Here is a 16,127-nt window from a genome sequence, read left to right on the forward strand (position 1 = left end):
CACTCCGTTAATACCAACTTCATCTTCCTCCCACGCAAGGAGTAATCCCAATGAATAAGTTCGGTCGCTTCCGCACAGCTGCGGTTGCCTCTGTCTCCGCCACGGCACTTGCACTCACCGCCTGCTCGAGTTCTGACGGTAGCGACGGCCAAGGTTCCTCCAACAAGGCCGTCGGCGGGCTCGAAATCGATGTTAAGCCCGCCGGTGACTACAACGAAAAAGAGCGCGATGAGATTAAGGACGGCGGTGAGCTCACTCTCGCGCTAGGCGAGCTAACTGAGCAGCAGAACAGATTCCACGCCAATATGACCGTGGATACCAGCACCGTATGGAGCTGGTACAACCCGCAAATGGCGCTGTATGACGGCGAAGGTAACTACACTCCAAACCCGGCTTACCTGGATTCGGTAGACGAATCCACCGAGGGCGATAAGACCGTCGTTACATACGACATCAACGATGACGCCATCTTCAACGATGGCACCCCCATCGACTGGACCGCGTTTGAGAACACCTGGCGCTTCAATAATGGCAAGGACATGGAGGTCCAGGTCAATTCCACCGATGGCTACGAACTTATTGAATCTGTAAAAAAGGGCAAAAACGACAAGGAAGCCATCGTCACTTTCGAAGGCCCATACCCATGGTGGCAAGGTCTTTTTAACGACATCCTGCACCCTGCAATTGATACCGCCGAGAAATTTGACCAGGAGTACCTGGGCAAACTCAACCCACAGTACGGCGCCGGTCCGTTCAAGGTTGAAAACGCTGACTTCCGTGGCGACACCGTCTCCTTCGTTCCTAACGAAAAGTGGTGGGGCGATGAACCTAAGTTAGATAAGGTGAACTTCCGTGCAATGGAAGCCCAAGCAACCATCAACGCGTTCCAGGCCGGCGAAATCGACGCCGCGGGTGTGGGCAGCAAGAATAACCTGAGCATCGCTGCAGACATGGGTGATTCCATCGACATCCGTGCAGCCACCCGCCCAGCTAGCGTCTTATTCACCCTGAACTCGAAGACTCCGCAGCTGGCAGATAAGGATGTTCGCCACGCCGTCTTCGCTGCCATTGACCGCGACCAGCTCGCAAAAATCCGCTACAACGGTCTTGGCTACGAGGAGGAAATGCCTGGCTCCCTGACCCTCTACCCAACCCAGGAGGACTACAAGGACAACCTTTCTAAGGTCCTTGAATACGACGTAGAAAAAGCTAAGAGCCTGCTCGAAGATGCTGGCTACTCCAAGGGCAGTGACGGCTACTACGCCAAGGACGGGGACAAGTTGTCCCTCCGCTACATCCTCATCGGCGATGATGAGGTTTCCAAGTCCACCGCTACCGCTGTCCAAAAGATGCTGAAGGACGCCGGTATTGACCTGAAAGTTGAGGAACGCCCGAGCTCGGACTTCTCCAAGATCATCAGCGAGCGCGACTTTGACCTCTTGCTCTCCGGCTTCGCCGCAAGTGACCCATTCGGCCCGGCATTTTTCGGCCAGACCTACGCCAGCGACTCGACTCTCAACAAGTCCGGCACCGGTACCGAAGAATTCGATAAGAAGATTAAAGAGATGCAGAAGTTGCCGACTCGCGAGGAACAAATTAAACGCATCAACGAACTCGAGTCGGAAGCCTTCGCAGAGTACGGAATGCTGCCATACGCTAACGGTCCACAAATGGTCGGTCTGAAGAAAGGCATCGCCAACATGGGTGCTCTCGGATTCGCCGTCATCCCTAAGGAAAACATCGGCTGGGAGAAGTAATAGCCAATTCCCTTACTGAGGAAAGGCCTTCCACTCGCTTTTATTACGAGGTGGAAGGCCTTTCTTCGGCTTTTAGGGTTCTCCCTCCGCCACCGCTAGGTGGATACCCGGTATGTGAGACCGGCCTGCGGACTAATAAGGCTCGAGATCCCGCCGCGAAAAGACCGGAGGTAGGGCATCCGTGTGAACATCAAACTAGCCGAGTATAGGCCGCACCCGGGCAGTGCAACATACCCGAGCAGTTAATGATCGGCACTGCCGCGCGGGCAAAACCGAGAAACACAGAGGGACAAAGATCAAAAAGTCCGCTGCACCCAACATGGGGTGCAGCGGACTTGTGAAGCTCTACTGAGCGGTTACGCAGCCTCGATTAGTCGAGAACCTTGGTAACGCGGCCAGCGCCGACGGTGCGGGAGCCTTCGCGGATAGCGAAGCGCAGGCCCTCGTCCATAGCAACAGGCTGGATGAGCTCGACGGACATCTCAACGTTGTCGCCAGGCATAACCATCTCGGTGCCCTCAGGCAGGTTCACAACACCGGTAACGTCGGTGGTGCGGAAGTAGAACTGAGGACGGTAGTTGTTCATGAACGGGGTATGGCGGCCGCCCTCTTCCTTCTTAAGGACGTAGACGGAACCCTCAAACTTGGTGTGAGGGGTATAAGCGCCCGGCTTGATAACAACCTGGCCACGCTCAACGTCCTCACGCTTGGTACCACGCAGAAGCAGACCACAGTTGTCGCCAGCTTCGGTGTAGTCCATCATCTTGCGGAACATCTCGATACCGGTAACGGTGGTGGTCTGGGACTTCTCCTGGATACCGATGATCTCAACGTCCTCGTTGACGTTCAGGCGACCACGCTCAACACGGCCGGTAACAACGGTACCGCGGCCGGTAATGGTGAAGATATCCTCAATCGGCATCAGGAACGGCTGGTCGGTAGCACGCTCCGGGTCAGGGATGGAGTTATCGCAGGCATCCATCAAATCAACGATGGACTGTACCCACTTTTCGTCACCCTCGAGTGCCTTCAAAGCGGAGATGTGAATGATAGGAGCATCCTCGTCATAGTCCTGCTCTCCAAGAAGCTCGGAGATCTCCATCTCCACGAGCTCGATGATTTCCTCATCATCGACCATGTCGCACTTGTTAAGTGCAACGAGGATGTACGGAACGCCAACCTGGCGAGCAAGCAAAACGTGCTCGCGGGTCTGCGGCATCGGGCCATCGGTTGCAGCAACAACCAGGATAGCGCCGTCCATCTGAGCTGCGCCGGTAATCATGTTCTTGATGTAGTCGGCGTGGCCCGGGGCGTCAACGTGTGCATAGTGACGCTTCGGGGTGGAGTACTCCACGTGGGAGATGTTAATGGTAATACCGCGCTCCTTCTCCTCAGGAGCCTTGTCGATCATGTCGAACGCGAACGCCGTGTTCTCGTCAGGGTACTGGTCAGCCAGAACCTTGGTGATCGCTGCGGTGGTGGTGGTCTTGCCGTGGTCGACGTGTCCGATGGTGCCGATGTTCACATGCGGCTTCGTACGCTCGAACTTCTCCTTTGCCACTGTATGTCCTCCTGGACTATATGGTGGCTACGACCTTCGCAGCCACGTGGTTGACAGTTGTCATTGGCACCTGACCCATTGTTAGGGACAAAGCGCTAATGACGCTTTCTTTACGTGCCAGTTACACGATCCTAGATTTATCCCGCGGTTTTTTCAAACCGTCATTATAGGAGGTAACCCCGCGTATCTTCGCGGCCATTTCCCTCAACAAGAGTTTCAAATGAAGGATCCTGGGAGGGTAACGGCTGGCTCAATTCACAACCAATGGTTTGGCTGCAAACTCAGCCCGCCACTACCCTGGCCCAATTGCCATATTCAGCGGTGGGGATGGCATCTACTGGCAGAGACTACCAGCCCTTAGCCACCGCTGAACGGGCACGGGAGTCGCTGCTAGCTAGCGCCGCCAGTGCGCTCTTCAATGATCTCCTGAGCCACGGAGGAAGGAACCTCCGCGTAGGAGTCGAACACCATAGTGAAGTTAGCTCGGCCTGCGGTAGAAGAACGCAGGTCACCGATGTAGCCGAACATTTCAGACAGAGGGACCTTTGCCTTAACGACCTTGGCACCGGAGCGGTCTTCCATAGCGAAGACCTGGCCACGACGGGAGGAGATGTCACCATTAACAGTACCCATGTACTCCTCAGGGGTCACGACCTCCACAGACATCATTGGTTCAAGCAAAACAGGCTTTGCCTTCGCCATTGCTTCCTTGAATACCTGGGAGCCGGCCAGCTTAAAGGCCATCTCGGAGGAGTCAACGTCGTGGTAGGCGCCGTCTTCCAGCGTTGCCTTGATGTTGACCATCGGGAAGCCAGCCAGGTAGCCATACTGCATAGCGTCCTGGATACCAGCGTCAACAGAAGGAATATATTCCTTCGGCACGCGACCACCAGTCACTGCATTCTCGAAAGCGTAGGTTGCGGACTCGCCCTCTTCCAGGGTTTCTGGGTCCGGGTTGTACGGTTCGATGGTGCAGATAACCTTTGCGAACTGGCCGGAACCACCAGTCTGCTTCTTGTGGGTGTATTCGATGGACTCCACCTTGCGGCGAATGGTCTCGCGGTACGCAACCTGCGGGTTACCGATATTTGCCTCGACCTTGAATTCGCGCTTCATGCGGTCAACCAGGACGTCTAGGTGAAGCTCGCCCATACCACCGATAACGGTCTGGCCAGTTTCGTCATCCAGCTCAACGGTGAAGGTTGGGTCCTCAGCAGCAAGCTTTTGGATCGCATTACCCAGCTTCTCTTGGTCAGCCTTGGTCTTCGGCTCAATGGAAACCTTGATAACCGGTTCTGGGAAGTCCATGGATTCAAGAATGATCTGATCATTCTTGTCACACAGGGTGTCACCCGTGGTGGTTTCCTTCAGACCAACAACCGCGTAGATGTTGCCGGCATCAGCCTGATCCACTGGGTTCTCTTTGTTGGCGTGCATCTGGAAGAGCTTACCGATGCGTTCTTTCTTGCCCTTGGTGGAGTTCATAACCTCGGTACCAGGGGTGACCTGGCCGGAGTACACACGCACGAAGTTGAGCTGACCAAAGAACGGGTGAGCTGCAATCTTGAAGGACAATGCGGAAAAGGAAGACTCAACGGAAGGCTTACGGGTAAGCTGCTGGTCCTCATCACCCACAGCGTGGCCGATAACCTCGCCCACGTCCAGCGGGTTAGGAAGGAAATCCACGACAGCGTCCAGCAGCGGCTGGACACCCTTGTTGCGGTAAGCGGTACCGCAGTACACGGGGTAAACCTCGGAGTTGATGGTCAGCTTACGGATGCCAGCCTTTAGCTCGTCGATGGTAAGTTCTTCGCCGCCGAAGTACTTCTCCATGAGTTCTTCGTCAGACTCTGCGACGGTCTCAACGAGCTGCTCGCGGTACTGCTCAGCCTTTTCCTTGAGGTCTTCAGGGATATCCTCGTAGGTAGGCTCAGCACCGGTTTCAACCTTGCCGCGCCAGGTAATGGCCTGCATGTTCAGGAGATCAACAACGCCGTCGAAGTCATCCTCAGCGCCGATTGGCAGCTGCATAACGAGCGGCTTAGCACCCAGACGCTCAACGATGGTTTTAACGGTGTAGTAGAAGTCCGCACCCAACTTGTCCATCTTGTTGACGAAGCAGATACGCGGAACGTCATACTTAGCGGCCTGGCGCCACACCTGTTCGGACTGGGGCTCAACACCCTCTTTACCGTCAAAGACGGCAACCGCGCCGTCGAGGACACGCAGGGAGCGCTCAACCTCAACGGTGAAGTCGACGTGACCCGGGGTGTCAATGATATTGATCTGGTTGTTATTCCAGAAGCAGGTAACGGCAGCGGAGGTAATGGTGATGCCGCGTTCCTTCTCCTGTGCCATCCAGTCGGTGGTGGATGCACCATCGTGCGTCTCGCCCACCTTGCGGTTGATACCGGTGTAGAAGAGAATACGCTCGGTAGTGGTCGTCTTACCAGCATCGATGTGGGCCATGATGCCAATGTTGCGGACCTTGTTCAGATCCTTGAGCACTTCTTGTGCCACGTTTATACCCCAACTTAATAGTCGTCGACGCCGTGACCAGAATTCTGGCTAAGACGCCTGAATGGATAAGGTCTTTGAAAAGATTGCCATTTGAGTGGCCATGCTAGATGCCCTGCGGCTCCTAGACTTCTATCGCTTTAGTGTACTGGAGACAAAGCGACTACGCTGGACTAGGCCAGTTGAGCTGGCCTAAATCACACGCAGTGCCACCAAAATGGCCCAAGCAGGAGATATGAAGTTTTAAATCGCCGCCGGGTAACCCGAAATTCAGCGCGAAACTTATTTCTCGTTGCTTAGGCCATTGGTGAAGGGGCTGGAAAATTACCAGCGGTAGTGGGCGAAGGCGCGGTTTGCTTCAGCCATCTTGTGAGTATCTTCACGGCGCTTAACGGAAGCACCGAGGCCGTTGGAGGCATCCAAGATCTCATTGGCGAGGCGCTCAATCATGGAGTTCTCGCGACGCTGGCGGGTAAAGGTCACCATCCAACGCAGTGCCAGGGTGTTGGCACGGTCCGGACGGACCTCCACCGGCACCTGGTAGGTAGCGCCACCCACGCGGCGGGAGCGAACCTCGAGGTCCGGACGGATATTGCCCAGTGCTTTCTCCAGCGTGCCAACCGGATCGGTACCGGTCTTCTCGCGGCAAGCCTCAAGTGCACCATAGACGATGCGCTCAGCGGTGGACTTTTTGCCGTCCTGGAGAATCTTATTGACGAGCATGCTTACCTGCTCGGAGTTATATACCGGGTCCTTTACTACAGGACGCTTCGGAGCAGCATTCTTACGCATTGTTTATTACTGTCCCTTCTTTGCGCCGTAACGAGAACGCGCCTGCTTACGGTCCTTGACGCCCTGAGCATCCAGGGTGCCACGGATGATCTTGTACCGAACACCTGGGAGGTCCTTCACACGGCCGCCGCGAACGAGAACCATGGAGTGCTCCTGCAGGTTGTGACCCTCACCGGGGATGTAGGCCGAAACCTCGATGCCGCTGGTAAGGCGCACACGGGCGACCTTACGAAGAGCGGAGTTCGGCTTCTTCGGGGTCGTGGTGTACACGCGGGTGCACACGCCACGGCGCTGCGGGGAGCCTTTCAGCGCAGCAGTAGAGACCTCTTTGCGCTTGGTCTGGCGGCCCTTGCGGACCAGCTGTTGAATAGTTGGCATTAAACAGTCTTTCTGTCGAATTGTACCGATTCTCAAGAAGGTAACCAAACATGCAAAAATGGGCGCTCTTTCCCGGGGCGCTTCCGCATGTCCAGAAATCTTCCCAAGGCTGGCACCTTGTTAAGTATCAGACTTTTCACTACGCTTTTCGCACATCATATCGATACAGGGCGAAAGGTACATAATGAACTAAGAGTGAGACTAGCAAAACCAGCGCTCGAAATACAAACAGGAAGTGCGCTCTACCAGCGATGTGGAGAGGCTAGCGCCACTCCCACGCCAGGTCTGGCTCCGCAGCCTTGCTAAAAAAGTAGGATTTTTCCTGCTCTTCCCAGGTAGTAAACCACTTCTCATAGGCTGGCTCGCGCGCAATTGCACGCTCATAGCGCTGCTCGCGGGGACCATCGATGCGCACAGTTACTACCGCCCCGCGCTTTTTCGCCGCCGCAATATTATCCGCAGTCACGGAACCGACGCCTTCAACAATTAGATCATCGCGGACATCGAGGCTGGCCCAGTCACCGGGACAATTGGATTCCCAATCCCAGCGCCAATAGCCGGGGTTCATGGTACGCAATACCTGCTCGCCCACCATCTTGGAACCCTTCTCTAGGCCATGCCAACCGGGATAGAATTCATCGAGGTGAACCACCCGCCAGTGAGTGCGGTCTGCCAAGGCGGCAGAGGTCCAGGTTTTGCCGGAGCCTGAAGGGCCATCAATAAGCACCGTGATGGGTTTAAACGCACGCTTTCGCGAGGCGGCTAGCTTAACGATGTCCTCCAAAAGGTGCGCTTGTGCGGCATCAATATCCATAGTGCTTGAATCACTGCTTTCGCGGATTAAAGGCCAAAGAATCTCCAGGCCCCAGTAAGTAACGAAGTTACCACCGGTACACAAGCAAAGGCGAGGCCGCACAACATGACCCACCCATCGCAGGCATGCAACCTGGATTCTCGGGCCCAGGTCCGCTGCCTTTCTCCGGGCGGGGTGCGCCCGAAACCGCGCGCTTCCATCGCCGTCGCTAGCTTGCCGCCGCGGCGCAGAGCAATCACCAGTAGACCAAAAGACATCGTGAGCAAGTGTTTGAAGCGGCCTTCATCCGTGAGCCCGCGGGCCCTGCGCGCCATGCCGAGCGATTGCCAATCCGATTTCAAAAGCGTCATCATGCGCACGCCGGCCACAGCGCCGATGACGAAGCGGGAGGGAAGATGGAGGATCTGCGAGAGGGCATCACCAAGCGCGGTGGGATCGATATCGCGCGCGAGCACCACCATGGGTAATGCGACGGCCAACACACGCAGCGTAATCGCAATGGCCAGGCTAAGCGAGTTTTCCGTGACCGTAACCAGCCACCAGCTAAAGTACTCGTCTCCCCCGGGCGCACCATAAAGTAGCATGGAAATTCCCGAAAGCGGAGCTAAAAAGACGAGAAACCAGCCGGCCTTCCACAAACGCACCCAAGAGACACCACACAATGGCGCAAAGATGAGCGTCAGGCTCAGCGATAGCGCCGCCGAAACCCAGTCGATGGAGGCAAGCAAAGGCGTAACCCAGACAAACATCAAGAAGATGCGAGTCAGCGGGTTTACATTGCGCAAAAGATTAGGCACCGCGCACCTCCACCTCGTGGTCGCCCAAGGCGGCGATAAAGAGCGGGTCATGGGTAATGGAGGCGATGGTGATGCCGTCATCAGCCAGCTGGCGCAGAAGGCCGACCAATTCCACAAAGGTTCCGGGATCTTGGCCAAAGGTTGGCTCATCCAAGAGCAGCACCTCCGGCGCAGTCACCAGCGCTGTTGCTACCGAAAGGCGGCGTTTTTCGCCGCCGGATAGGGTAAAGGGATTAGCTTTTAGCAGGTGCCCCAAACGCAGCGATTCCACCAGTTGCGCAATGCGTTCTTCTGGGGGTTCGACGCGCATGACCTTGGGCGCAACCCGCAATTCTTCCTCCACGGTGCGCGCGACAAATTGGTGGTCCGGATTTTGAAAGACAAAGCCAATGCGGTCGGCCAATTCGCGGGATCTCCACTGGTACGGCGAGCCCTTGACTCCGCGGCGAATGAAGTCAGCAACGCCGATTTCCCCAGATTCGGCGGGCAATAGGCCCGCCATTGTCATCAGCCACGTGGATTTCCCCACGCCATTGCGGCCGGTGATGACGGTCGAGGCCCCGGCCGGCAAAGAGATGGATCGGGGCGGTCCATAGCAGGTTACCAAATCCTGGCTCCATAGCGCCGCGGTGGACTCTGCAAGCGCATCGCTTCCCAATGATTTTGTCTGTAAGAGACCGGTGACCTGGCGCTTGCGGGCAGCGTCAGCGAAGGGGCCATCGAAAATAATACGCCCATCCTGCAGCTCGACCGCGCGGTCCAGCACGCTTTCCCACGCCATATGTTGGTGCTCGACCACCACCAATGTGGCGCCCGTGTGCTCGACCAGCTTGCCGACGGCCCGCACCACGTCCTTCGCACCTTCCGGATCCAGGTTGGCGGTGGGCTCGTCCAATAGGACCACGCCTGCGCCCATGGCGATGACCCCGGCCAACGCCAGGCGTTGCTTCTGCCCCCCTGAGAGGTACGTCGTAGAAAAATCTAGTTCTACATAGGGACCCACCAACTCTTGGGCTTGTTGTACCCGGCGCCAGATTTCTTCGCGCGGATAAGCCAGGTTCTCGCAGCCAAAGGCGATGTCATCGCCCACGCGCGCGGAAATAACCTGCGAATCCGGATCCTGCAGGACCAACCCCACCGGTATAGTCCGGCCTGGTTCTTCAACCGTGCCAGCAGAATCTTCCAAGATGATTTCGCCGGTGCGCGTTCCTTCCTCATCGGAACCTAAGACACCAGCCATCGCGGCCAGTAGCGTGGACTTTCCGGAACCGGAGTCCCCGCACAGCAAAACCCTTTCACCGGGTTCGATGACCAGATCTATGTCGTGCAGCGCCGGTTGGGAGCGCCCAGCATGTGTCCACCCATAGCCGCGAGCCGTGATTTTTGTGGCGTTTGCCGCTAAGTGGGAAAAATCAGTCACAGCAGTCTAGGCCCTAAACGCGCTGTTCGCGGCCTACTGCGAAGCGATCAAGGGCACCGGTCTTAGCCAATGCCTGGACCACATAGAAACCCAGGGCGCCTGCCAAGATGGCACCGGAAATGGTAAGAGTGCTCAAGTAGATAATGTTGAATTCAAAGGATTTCGCGAGGTTACCGGAAGTAAACAGCTCCAGGACAAAGGCACCCCAGCCTGCTGCCATACCAGCCAGGATGGACACGCCAAGGTTGAATTGGCGGTACATGAAGATGACGAGGATGATTTCCACACCAATGCCTTGTGCCAAGCCCGAATACAAGGTGCTAATGCCCCACTGCGATCCCAAGACGGCGGATACGGTAGCCGCGAGAACCTCTACGTACACCGCTGCTCCCGGCTTGCGGATGACCAGCCCACCCAGAATGCCGCCGAGAAGCCAGATACCAGTGGCCAAACCGCCTAGACCTGGTGTGAGTGCGTCCATCGCTTGGTACCAAGCATATCCCACAGCATTCCAGCCCAAGAATACGAAACCGCAGGCAACACCCAAGACGGATGCCACCACGATATCCACCACGCGCCAATCCAAGTTACGCTTTGGTGCTGCGGCCCCAGAAGTATTAGTAGTCATTTCTCTCCCTCTCGCCGGAATTACCCGGATCAGGTTCAACGGTTCACCGCGTCATATCGCAGTATCTCAGCCTTCATTTTCTGTGCCTGTGCGGCCTGTGGGCTTGCGGGCCCACAAATTCTGAAAGCTCCCGTGTACTGGTGTAAATCAAGTAGCCCAGGGCCCAAATTTTACTGATCTGAGCCACCGACTTTACTCATACTAGCAGCCACCCATACCAGTGCCCACAATCGATTCTGCGGCCGAATGGGCACCTAGTAATGAAACCTAGACTCAAACCATCAGACATTCCCAAGACGAAAGGGCCCCGTCCAATGCTTCGGTTTATAACCGGTGTTCGGACGTGACCCTTCCTACTGGAGTGAATTAAGATCCTAGACGGCTATATCACTCTCTCCACTCCGAGGATAGACCAAAAAGCACAAAATGACAAGATAAACTATTCCGCGATGCCGAGAAAGACGAAACAATGCACGGATCCAGACATGAACAGCATGTACTACAGATGTTGGGAGAACAGCGCACTGAAAAATATTTAGCCCAAATGGGATATCATGCTGGTCGAGCCCTGGAGCTTTATAGGTGGGACCTTCAACTATCTGCCGCGCTTTGGAACTTACTATCCGTTTTCGAGATTGTCCTCAGAAACAAGATTTGCAAAGCAATCGATGAATGGAGCGATGAGCAGGAGCCTCAAAGCAATAAGAATTGGATTGAACATCCCAGTTGCAATGTGTCCTTCCCTCTCGACAAAGTCAGCCAACAAATCGCCAATAGAGCCCTAGCAAAAGCCAAGAATGCTAAAGGGATTCGCGACAACGGAACTGGGCTCATCGAAGGACCCCATCCGCGAAAAGACCAACCCATTAACCGCGATGACATTATTGCACAAGTCACCTTAACTCAATGGAAGGAAGCGTTCTTCTACCGAGAACCAAAAAATCGCCCCGATGGTACCCGCAAGTATTACCCCAACGAGACCACCTATAGGAATCTCAAGTCCGTGTACAAGAATATAACTAGCCGGGCGCTGTCATCTGGCCCTAAAACTATTTCTCCTGACCGAGCAAGCTATATCATGCATCACGCTGTTTTGCTTAGAAATAGAATTAGCCACCAAGAGTCAATGATCGATATCGATTGCGGCATTTACAGGAAAGAGATTTTTGAATTACTCAACTGCTTGGATCCTATCGTTCTTCAATATTTTTCAGCGAGCGATCCCCTTCCTTGAATTCTGCAAAAAGATCCTCGTTTAAGGCGACACTAACTCTTATTCCAAACAACGGGCATACTTGGAAACAGAGGTAATGTATATGCCCTCTGCATTAAAAGTAAAATTTCCTAAAAGAGCCCCCGCATACCGTTGTGAACGGAAGCGGGGGCTCTACTTGGACGCGGTGCCGCGGGGCACCAGCGCTCTAGGACTTAGAAGGTGAAGTCCTCATCCAGCGGGACGGAAGCGCCGGTGAATTCACCGAAGCCATCGTCGCCGTAGATGGAATCGCCGTAAGTCGGAATCGAGTATGCGGCGTTGCGCGCAGCCTCGGTCGGCTTGACGGAGATATTACGGTAACGGGAGATACCAGTACCGGCCGGGATCAGCTTACCGATGATGACGTTCTCCTTGAGGCCGATGAGCTTATCGGAGCGCTTGTTAATAGCGGCATCAGTAAGCACACGCGTGGTCTCCTGGAACGAAGCCGCTGACAGCCAGGACTCGGTAGCCAAAGATGCCTTGGTAATACCCATAATCTCCGAGCGCAGCTGCGCTGGCTCGCCGCCTTCTGCAACCTGAGCAGCATTCATCTGCTTGGCCTCAGAAAGGTCGATCAGGTTACCCGGCAGCAGCTCCGTGGTACCGGCGTCGATGACGGTACCGCGGCGCAGCATCTGGCGGATGATGATCTCGATGTGCTTGTCGTGGATGGCCACACCCTGGGTGCGGTAGACGGCCTGCACCTCGTTGATGAGGTGCTGCTCCACGCCACGGCGGCCCAGAACCTCTAGCACGTCGTGCGGGTCAGCTGCACCACGCATCAACCGGTCACCGGTCTCAACGTGATCACCGTCTTTCAAGGAACGCTCGATCATCGCGTTCGGGTTGGATTCCATCGGGCGACGCACCTGGGCCAGGCCCTGGCGCTTAGAGAGCTTCTCGTAGACAACGTCATCAGACCCGTCATCTGGGGTGATGGTCAACGTCCAGAAGTTACCCTCATCGGACAGGGACACGGTGCCATCGACGGAGGCAATCGGTGCGCGATTCTTCGGGTTACGGGCCTCGAAGAGCTCCTGGACACGCGGCAGACCACCGGTAATGTCGCCACCGACACCACCCTGGTGGAAGGTACGCATCGTCAGCTGGGTACCAGGCTCACCAATGGACTGTGCAGCCACAATGCCGACGGCCTCACCGATATCGACCAACTGGCCAGATGCCATGGACTTGCCATAGCACTTAGCACAGACACCGGCCGGGGTCTGGCAGGTCAGCACGGAGCGGACCTTGACCTCGGTGACCTTGGCATCGAGAAGCTTCTGCGTAAGCTCCTCGGTCAGATCCGAACCAGCTTCTGCGACGACCTCGCCGTTCTCGTCCTTGGCATCAGTGGCGAGCACGCGACCGGAAGCAGAGGTCTCCCATAGCTCGGAAAAGACGATTTTGTCACCGGAGACCTCGCCGATAGGAACGCGCACGCCCTGGCGGGTGCCGCAGTCCTCTTCGCGAACAATAACGTCTTGCGCGACGTCCACCAGGCGACGGGTGAGGTAACCGGAGTCAGCGGTACGCAGCGCGGTATCGGCCAGACCCTTACGGGAACCGTGGGAGTTGTTGAAGTACTCCAGCACGGACAGGCCTTCGCGGAAGGAGGTTTTAATCGGACGGGTGATGTAATCACCGTGCGAGTTCACGACCATGCCCTTCATACCGGCCAACGTCCAGATCTGACGCATGTTACCGGCCGCACCCGACTTCACAATCATCGGAATCGGGTTGTAATCCGGGTAGATGCTCTCCACGGCCTCACCGACGGTGTCAGTAGCGTCCTTCCACAGTTCAACCAGTCGATCATAACGCTCGCGCTCCGTCAGAGCACCCTGCTCCCAATACTTCCGCTCAATGCGTTCTGCTTCCTTCTCATAAGACTCGAGGATCTCGGTCTTATTCGGCAGCACAAGCACGTCAGACATCGTAATGGTTACACCCGAACGGGTTGCCCAGTAGAAGCCAGCGTCCTTCATGTTATCCAAAACCTGGGCCACGGTAATCATTGGGTACTTGGCGGCCAAGTCATTGACCACGTCACCAATGAGCACCTTGCCGTCTGAGCCGCCGCCCTTGCGGACCATGATGCCCTCGAGGTAAGGGTAGTTCCAGGGCAGCAGCTCGTTGAACATGATGCGTCCGATGGTCGTGTAGCCCAACCATGCCTGACCCTTGGACCAGCCATCGGGGAAAAGCTCTTCCTCAATGTCCGCTGGCGGGCGCAGATGGTCGATACGAACCTTAATCGGTGCCTGCAGCCCTACCGTGCCCCGGTCATAGGCCATCAGAGCCTCAGCGTAAGACGAGTACACCCCAGTTGCCGGGTAATCATCGCTAGCCTCGCGGAAGCGACCGTTGCCCCCGATCTCATTTTCTGCCTTATCCATGGTGAGGTAGTACAGGCCGGTCACCATGTCCAGACGCGGCATAGCCAGGGGCTTACCGGATGCCGGGGACAGGATGTTATTGGAAGCCAGCATCAACACGCGGGCCTCTGCCTGCGCCTCTGCGGACAGAGGAAGGTGAACTGCCATCTGGTCACCGTCGAAGTCGGCGTTGAAGGCCTCGCAGGCCAGCGGGTGCAGCTGAATCGCCTTACCTTCAACCAGCTTCGGCTCGAAGGCCTGAATACCCAAGCGGTGCAGCGTAGGCGCACGGTTGAGCATCACAGGGTGCTCAGAAATGGCCTGCTCCAGTACGTCCCAAACCTCTGGGCGTTGGCGCTCCACCATGCGCTTTGCGGACTTAATGTTCTGAGCGTAATCGTTTTCAACCAACCGCTTCATGACGAAAGGCTTGAACAGCTCGAGCGCCATCAGCTTCGGCAGACCACACTCGTGCAGCTTCAGCTGCGGGCCGACGATAATAACAGAACGACCGGAGTAGTCAACACGCTTACCCAACAGGTTCTGACGGAAACGACCCTGCTTACCCTTGAGCAAGTCAGACAGAGACTTCAACGGGCGGTTGCCCGGCCCGCTAACCGGCCGGCCACGGCGGCCGTTATCGAAGAGCGCGTCCACAGATTCCTGCAGCATGCGCTTCTCGTTGTTCACGATGATCTCTGGTGCACCCAAGTCGATCATGCGCTTCAGGCGGTTATTGCGGTTAATAACGCGGCGGTACAAGTCATTCAGGTCCGAGGTGGCGAAGCGGCCACCATCCAACTGGACCATCGGGCGCAGCTCAGGCGGAATAACCGGAATAGCGTCTAGCACCATACCTGCCGGGTCGTTGCCGGAATTTAGGAAGGCAGCAACAACCTTGAGGCGCTTGAGCGCACGCATCTTCTTCTGACCCTTGCCGTTGTTGATAATCTCACGCAGCTCCTCAGCCTCTGCCTCGAGGTCGAAGTTCCGCACCAACGTCTGAATGGCTTCTGCACCCATGCCGCCAGTGAAGTAATCCTCGTAGCGATCAACCAGCTCTTCATAGATGGTCTCATCAATGATCATCTGCTTCGGAGCAAGTTTCAGGAAGGTGTTCCAGATTTCATCCAGGCGTGCGATTTCACGCTCGCCGCGCTCGCGAATGTGCTGCATTTCTTTATCGGCAGCGTTCTGGACTTTCTTGCGGGCATCTGCCCGCGCACCGGCTGCCTCCAGCTCCGCCAAGTCGGATTCCAGCTTGGAAGCGCGTTCAGCGATCTCGGACTCGGTATCATCTTCAACGTCCTTTTTCTCCAGCAACATTTCTGCTTCCAGAGTGGACTGATCGTTGTGGCGAGCCTCTTCATCAACGGAGGTGATGATGTTGGCAGCGAAGTAGATGATGCGCTCAAGGTCCTTCGGGGCCAGGTCCAGCAGGTAGCCCAAGCGGGAAGGAACACCCTTGAAGTACCAAATGTGCGTTACCGGAGCAGCCAGCTCGATGTGGCCCATGCGCTCACGGCGCACCTTGGACTTGGTGACCTCAACACCGCAGCGCTCACAGATAATGCCCTTGTAGCGGACGCGCTTGTACTTACCACAAGCGCACTCCCAGTCGCGGGTGGGTCCGAAAATGCGCTCGCAGAACAGGCCGTCCTTTTCCGGCTTCAGCGTGCGGTAGTTAATGGTCTCGGGCTTTTTAACCTCGCCCTTAGACCAGCGACGGATATCGTCGGCAGTGGCTAGACCGATGCGGAGCTCGTCGAAGAGATTTACGTCAAACACGTAATGTCTCCCTTTCATCCTCGTTATGTGAGGAATTGA

The 16,127-nt window shown here is 56.1% G+C and carries 11 protein-coding genes; 2 read left to right on the forward strand and 9 right to left on the reverse strand.

Annotated features, from left to right (window positions below):
• The first annotated feature begins 50 nt into the window (after nt 1–50).
• On the forward strand, nt 51–1,757 hold the full coding sequence (locus D9V82_RS01660; RefSeq protein ID WP_121910651.1) for an ABC transporter family substrate-binding protein: 1,707 nt from the start codon (nt 51–53) through the stop codon (nt 1,755–1,757).
• A gap of 370 nt (nt 1,758–2,127) precedes the next feature.
• Here the strand turns inward: D9V82_RS01660 and tuf are convergent, their stop codons facing one another.
• The 8 genes from tuf to D9V82_RS01700 all read right to left on the reverse strand — a co-directional run bounded on the left by tuf (nt 2,128) and on the right by D9V82_RS01700 (nt 10,664).
• Nucleotides 2,128–3,318: an elongation factor Tu gene (tuf, locus tag D9V82_RS01665; protein WP_121910652.1), complete on the reverse strand. Its 1,191-nt coding sequence runs from the start codon at nt 3,316–3,318 to the stop codon at nt 2,128–2,130.
• Between the two features lie 390 nt (nt 3,319–3,708).
• The gene (gene fusA / locus D9V82_RS01670) at nt 3,709–5,838 is read right to left on the reverse strand and encodes an elongation factor G (RefSeq protein WP_121910653.1); all 2,130 of its coding nucleotides are present in this window, start codon (nt 5,836–5,838) and stop codon (nt 3,709–3,711) included.
• Nucleotides 5,839–6,159: 321 nt separating this feature from the next.
• Nucleotides 6,160–6,627 carry a 30S ribosomal protein S7 gene (rpsG, locus tag D9V82_RS01675; RefSeq protein WP_005276881.1) on the reverse strand — a complete coding sequence of 156 codons (468 nt, stop codon included), beginning with the start codon at nt 6,625–6,627 and terminating at the stop codon, nt 6,160–6,162.
• Between the two features lie 6 nt (nt 6,628–6,633).
• On the reverse strand, nt 6,634–7,005 hold the full coding sequence (rpsL, locus tag D9V82_RS01680; protein WP_121910654.1) for a 30S ribosomal protein S12: 372 nt from the start codon (nt 7,003–7,005) through the stop codon (nt 6,634–6,636).
• A 262-nt stretch (nt 7,006–7,267) separates the two neighbouring features.
• Nucleotides 7,268–7,819, reverse strand: coding sequence for a nucleoside/nucleotide kinase family protein (locus D9V82_RS01685; RefSeq protein WP_121910655.1), 552 nt, complete (start codon nt 7,817–7,819; stop codon nt 7,268–7,270).
• Nucleotides 7,820–7,845: 26 nt separating this feature from the next.
• Complete coding sequence (locus D9V82_RS01690; protein WP_121910656.1) at nt 7,846–8,616, reverse strand: energy-coupling factor transporter transmembrane component T family protein; 771 nt, start codon at nt 8,614–8,616, stop codon at nt 7,846–7,848.
• On the reverse strand, nt 8,609–10,036 hold the full coding sequence (locus D9V82_RS01695; RefSeq protein WP_121910657.1) for an ABC transporter ATP-binding protein: 1,428 nt from the start codon (nt 10,034–10,036) through the stop codon (nt 8,609–8,611). The genes D9V82_RS01690 and D9V82_RS01695 overlap by 8 nt, the downstream gene beginning before the upstream one ends.
• Before the next feature lie 13 nt (nt 10,037–10,049).
• Nucleotides 10,050–10,664 carry an ECF transporter S component gene (locus D9V82_RS01700; RefSeq protein ID WP_121910658.1) on the reverse strand — a complete coding sequence of 205 codons (615 nt, stop codon included), beginning with the start codon at nt 10,662–10,664 and terminating at the stop codon, nt 10,050–10,052.
• Nucleotides 10,665–11,169: 505 nt separating this feature from the next.
• Here D9V82_RS01700 and D9V82_RS01705 point away from each other — a divergent pair.
• On the forward strand, nt 11,170–11,898 hold the full coding sequence (locus D9V82_RS01705) for an Abi family protein (protein ID WP_121910685.1): 729 nt from the start codon (nt 11,170–11,172) through the stop codon (nt 11,896–11,898).
• Nucleotides 11,899–12,092: 194 nt separating this feature from the next.
• Here D9V82_RS01705 and D9V82_RS01710 read toward each other — a convergent pair whose 3' ends face one another.
• On the reverse strand, nt 12,093–16,088 hold the full coding sequence (locus D9V82_RS01710; protein WP_121910659.1) for a DNA-directed RNA polymerase subunit beta': 3,996 nt from the start codon (nt 16,086–16,088) through the stop codon (nt 12,093–12,095).
• Between the last annotated feature and the right edge of the window lie 39 nt (nt 16,089–16,127).

The organism is Corynebacterium macginleyi (genome assembly GCF_003688935.1).
Classification (GTDB): domain Bacteria; phylum Actinomycetota; class Actinomycetes; order Mycobacteriales; family Mycobacteriaceae; genus Corynebacterium; species Corynebacterium macginleyi.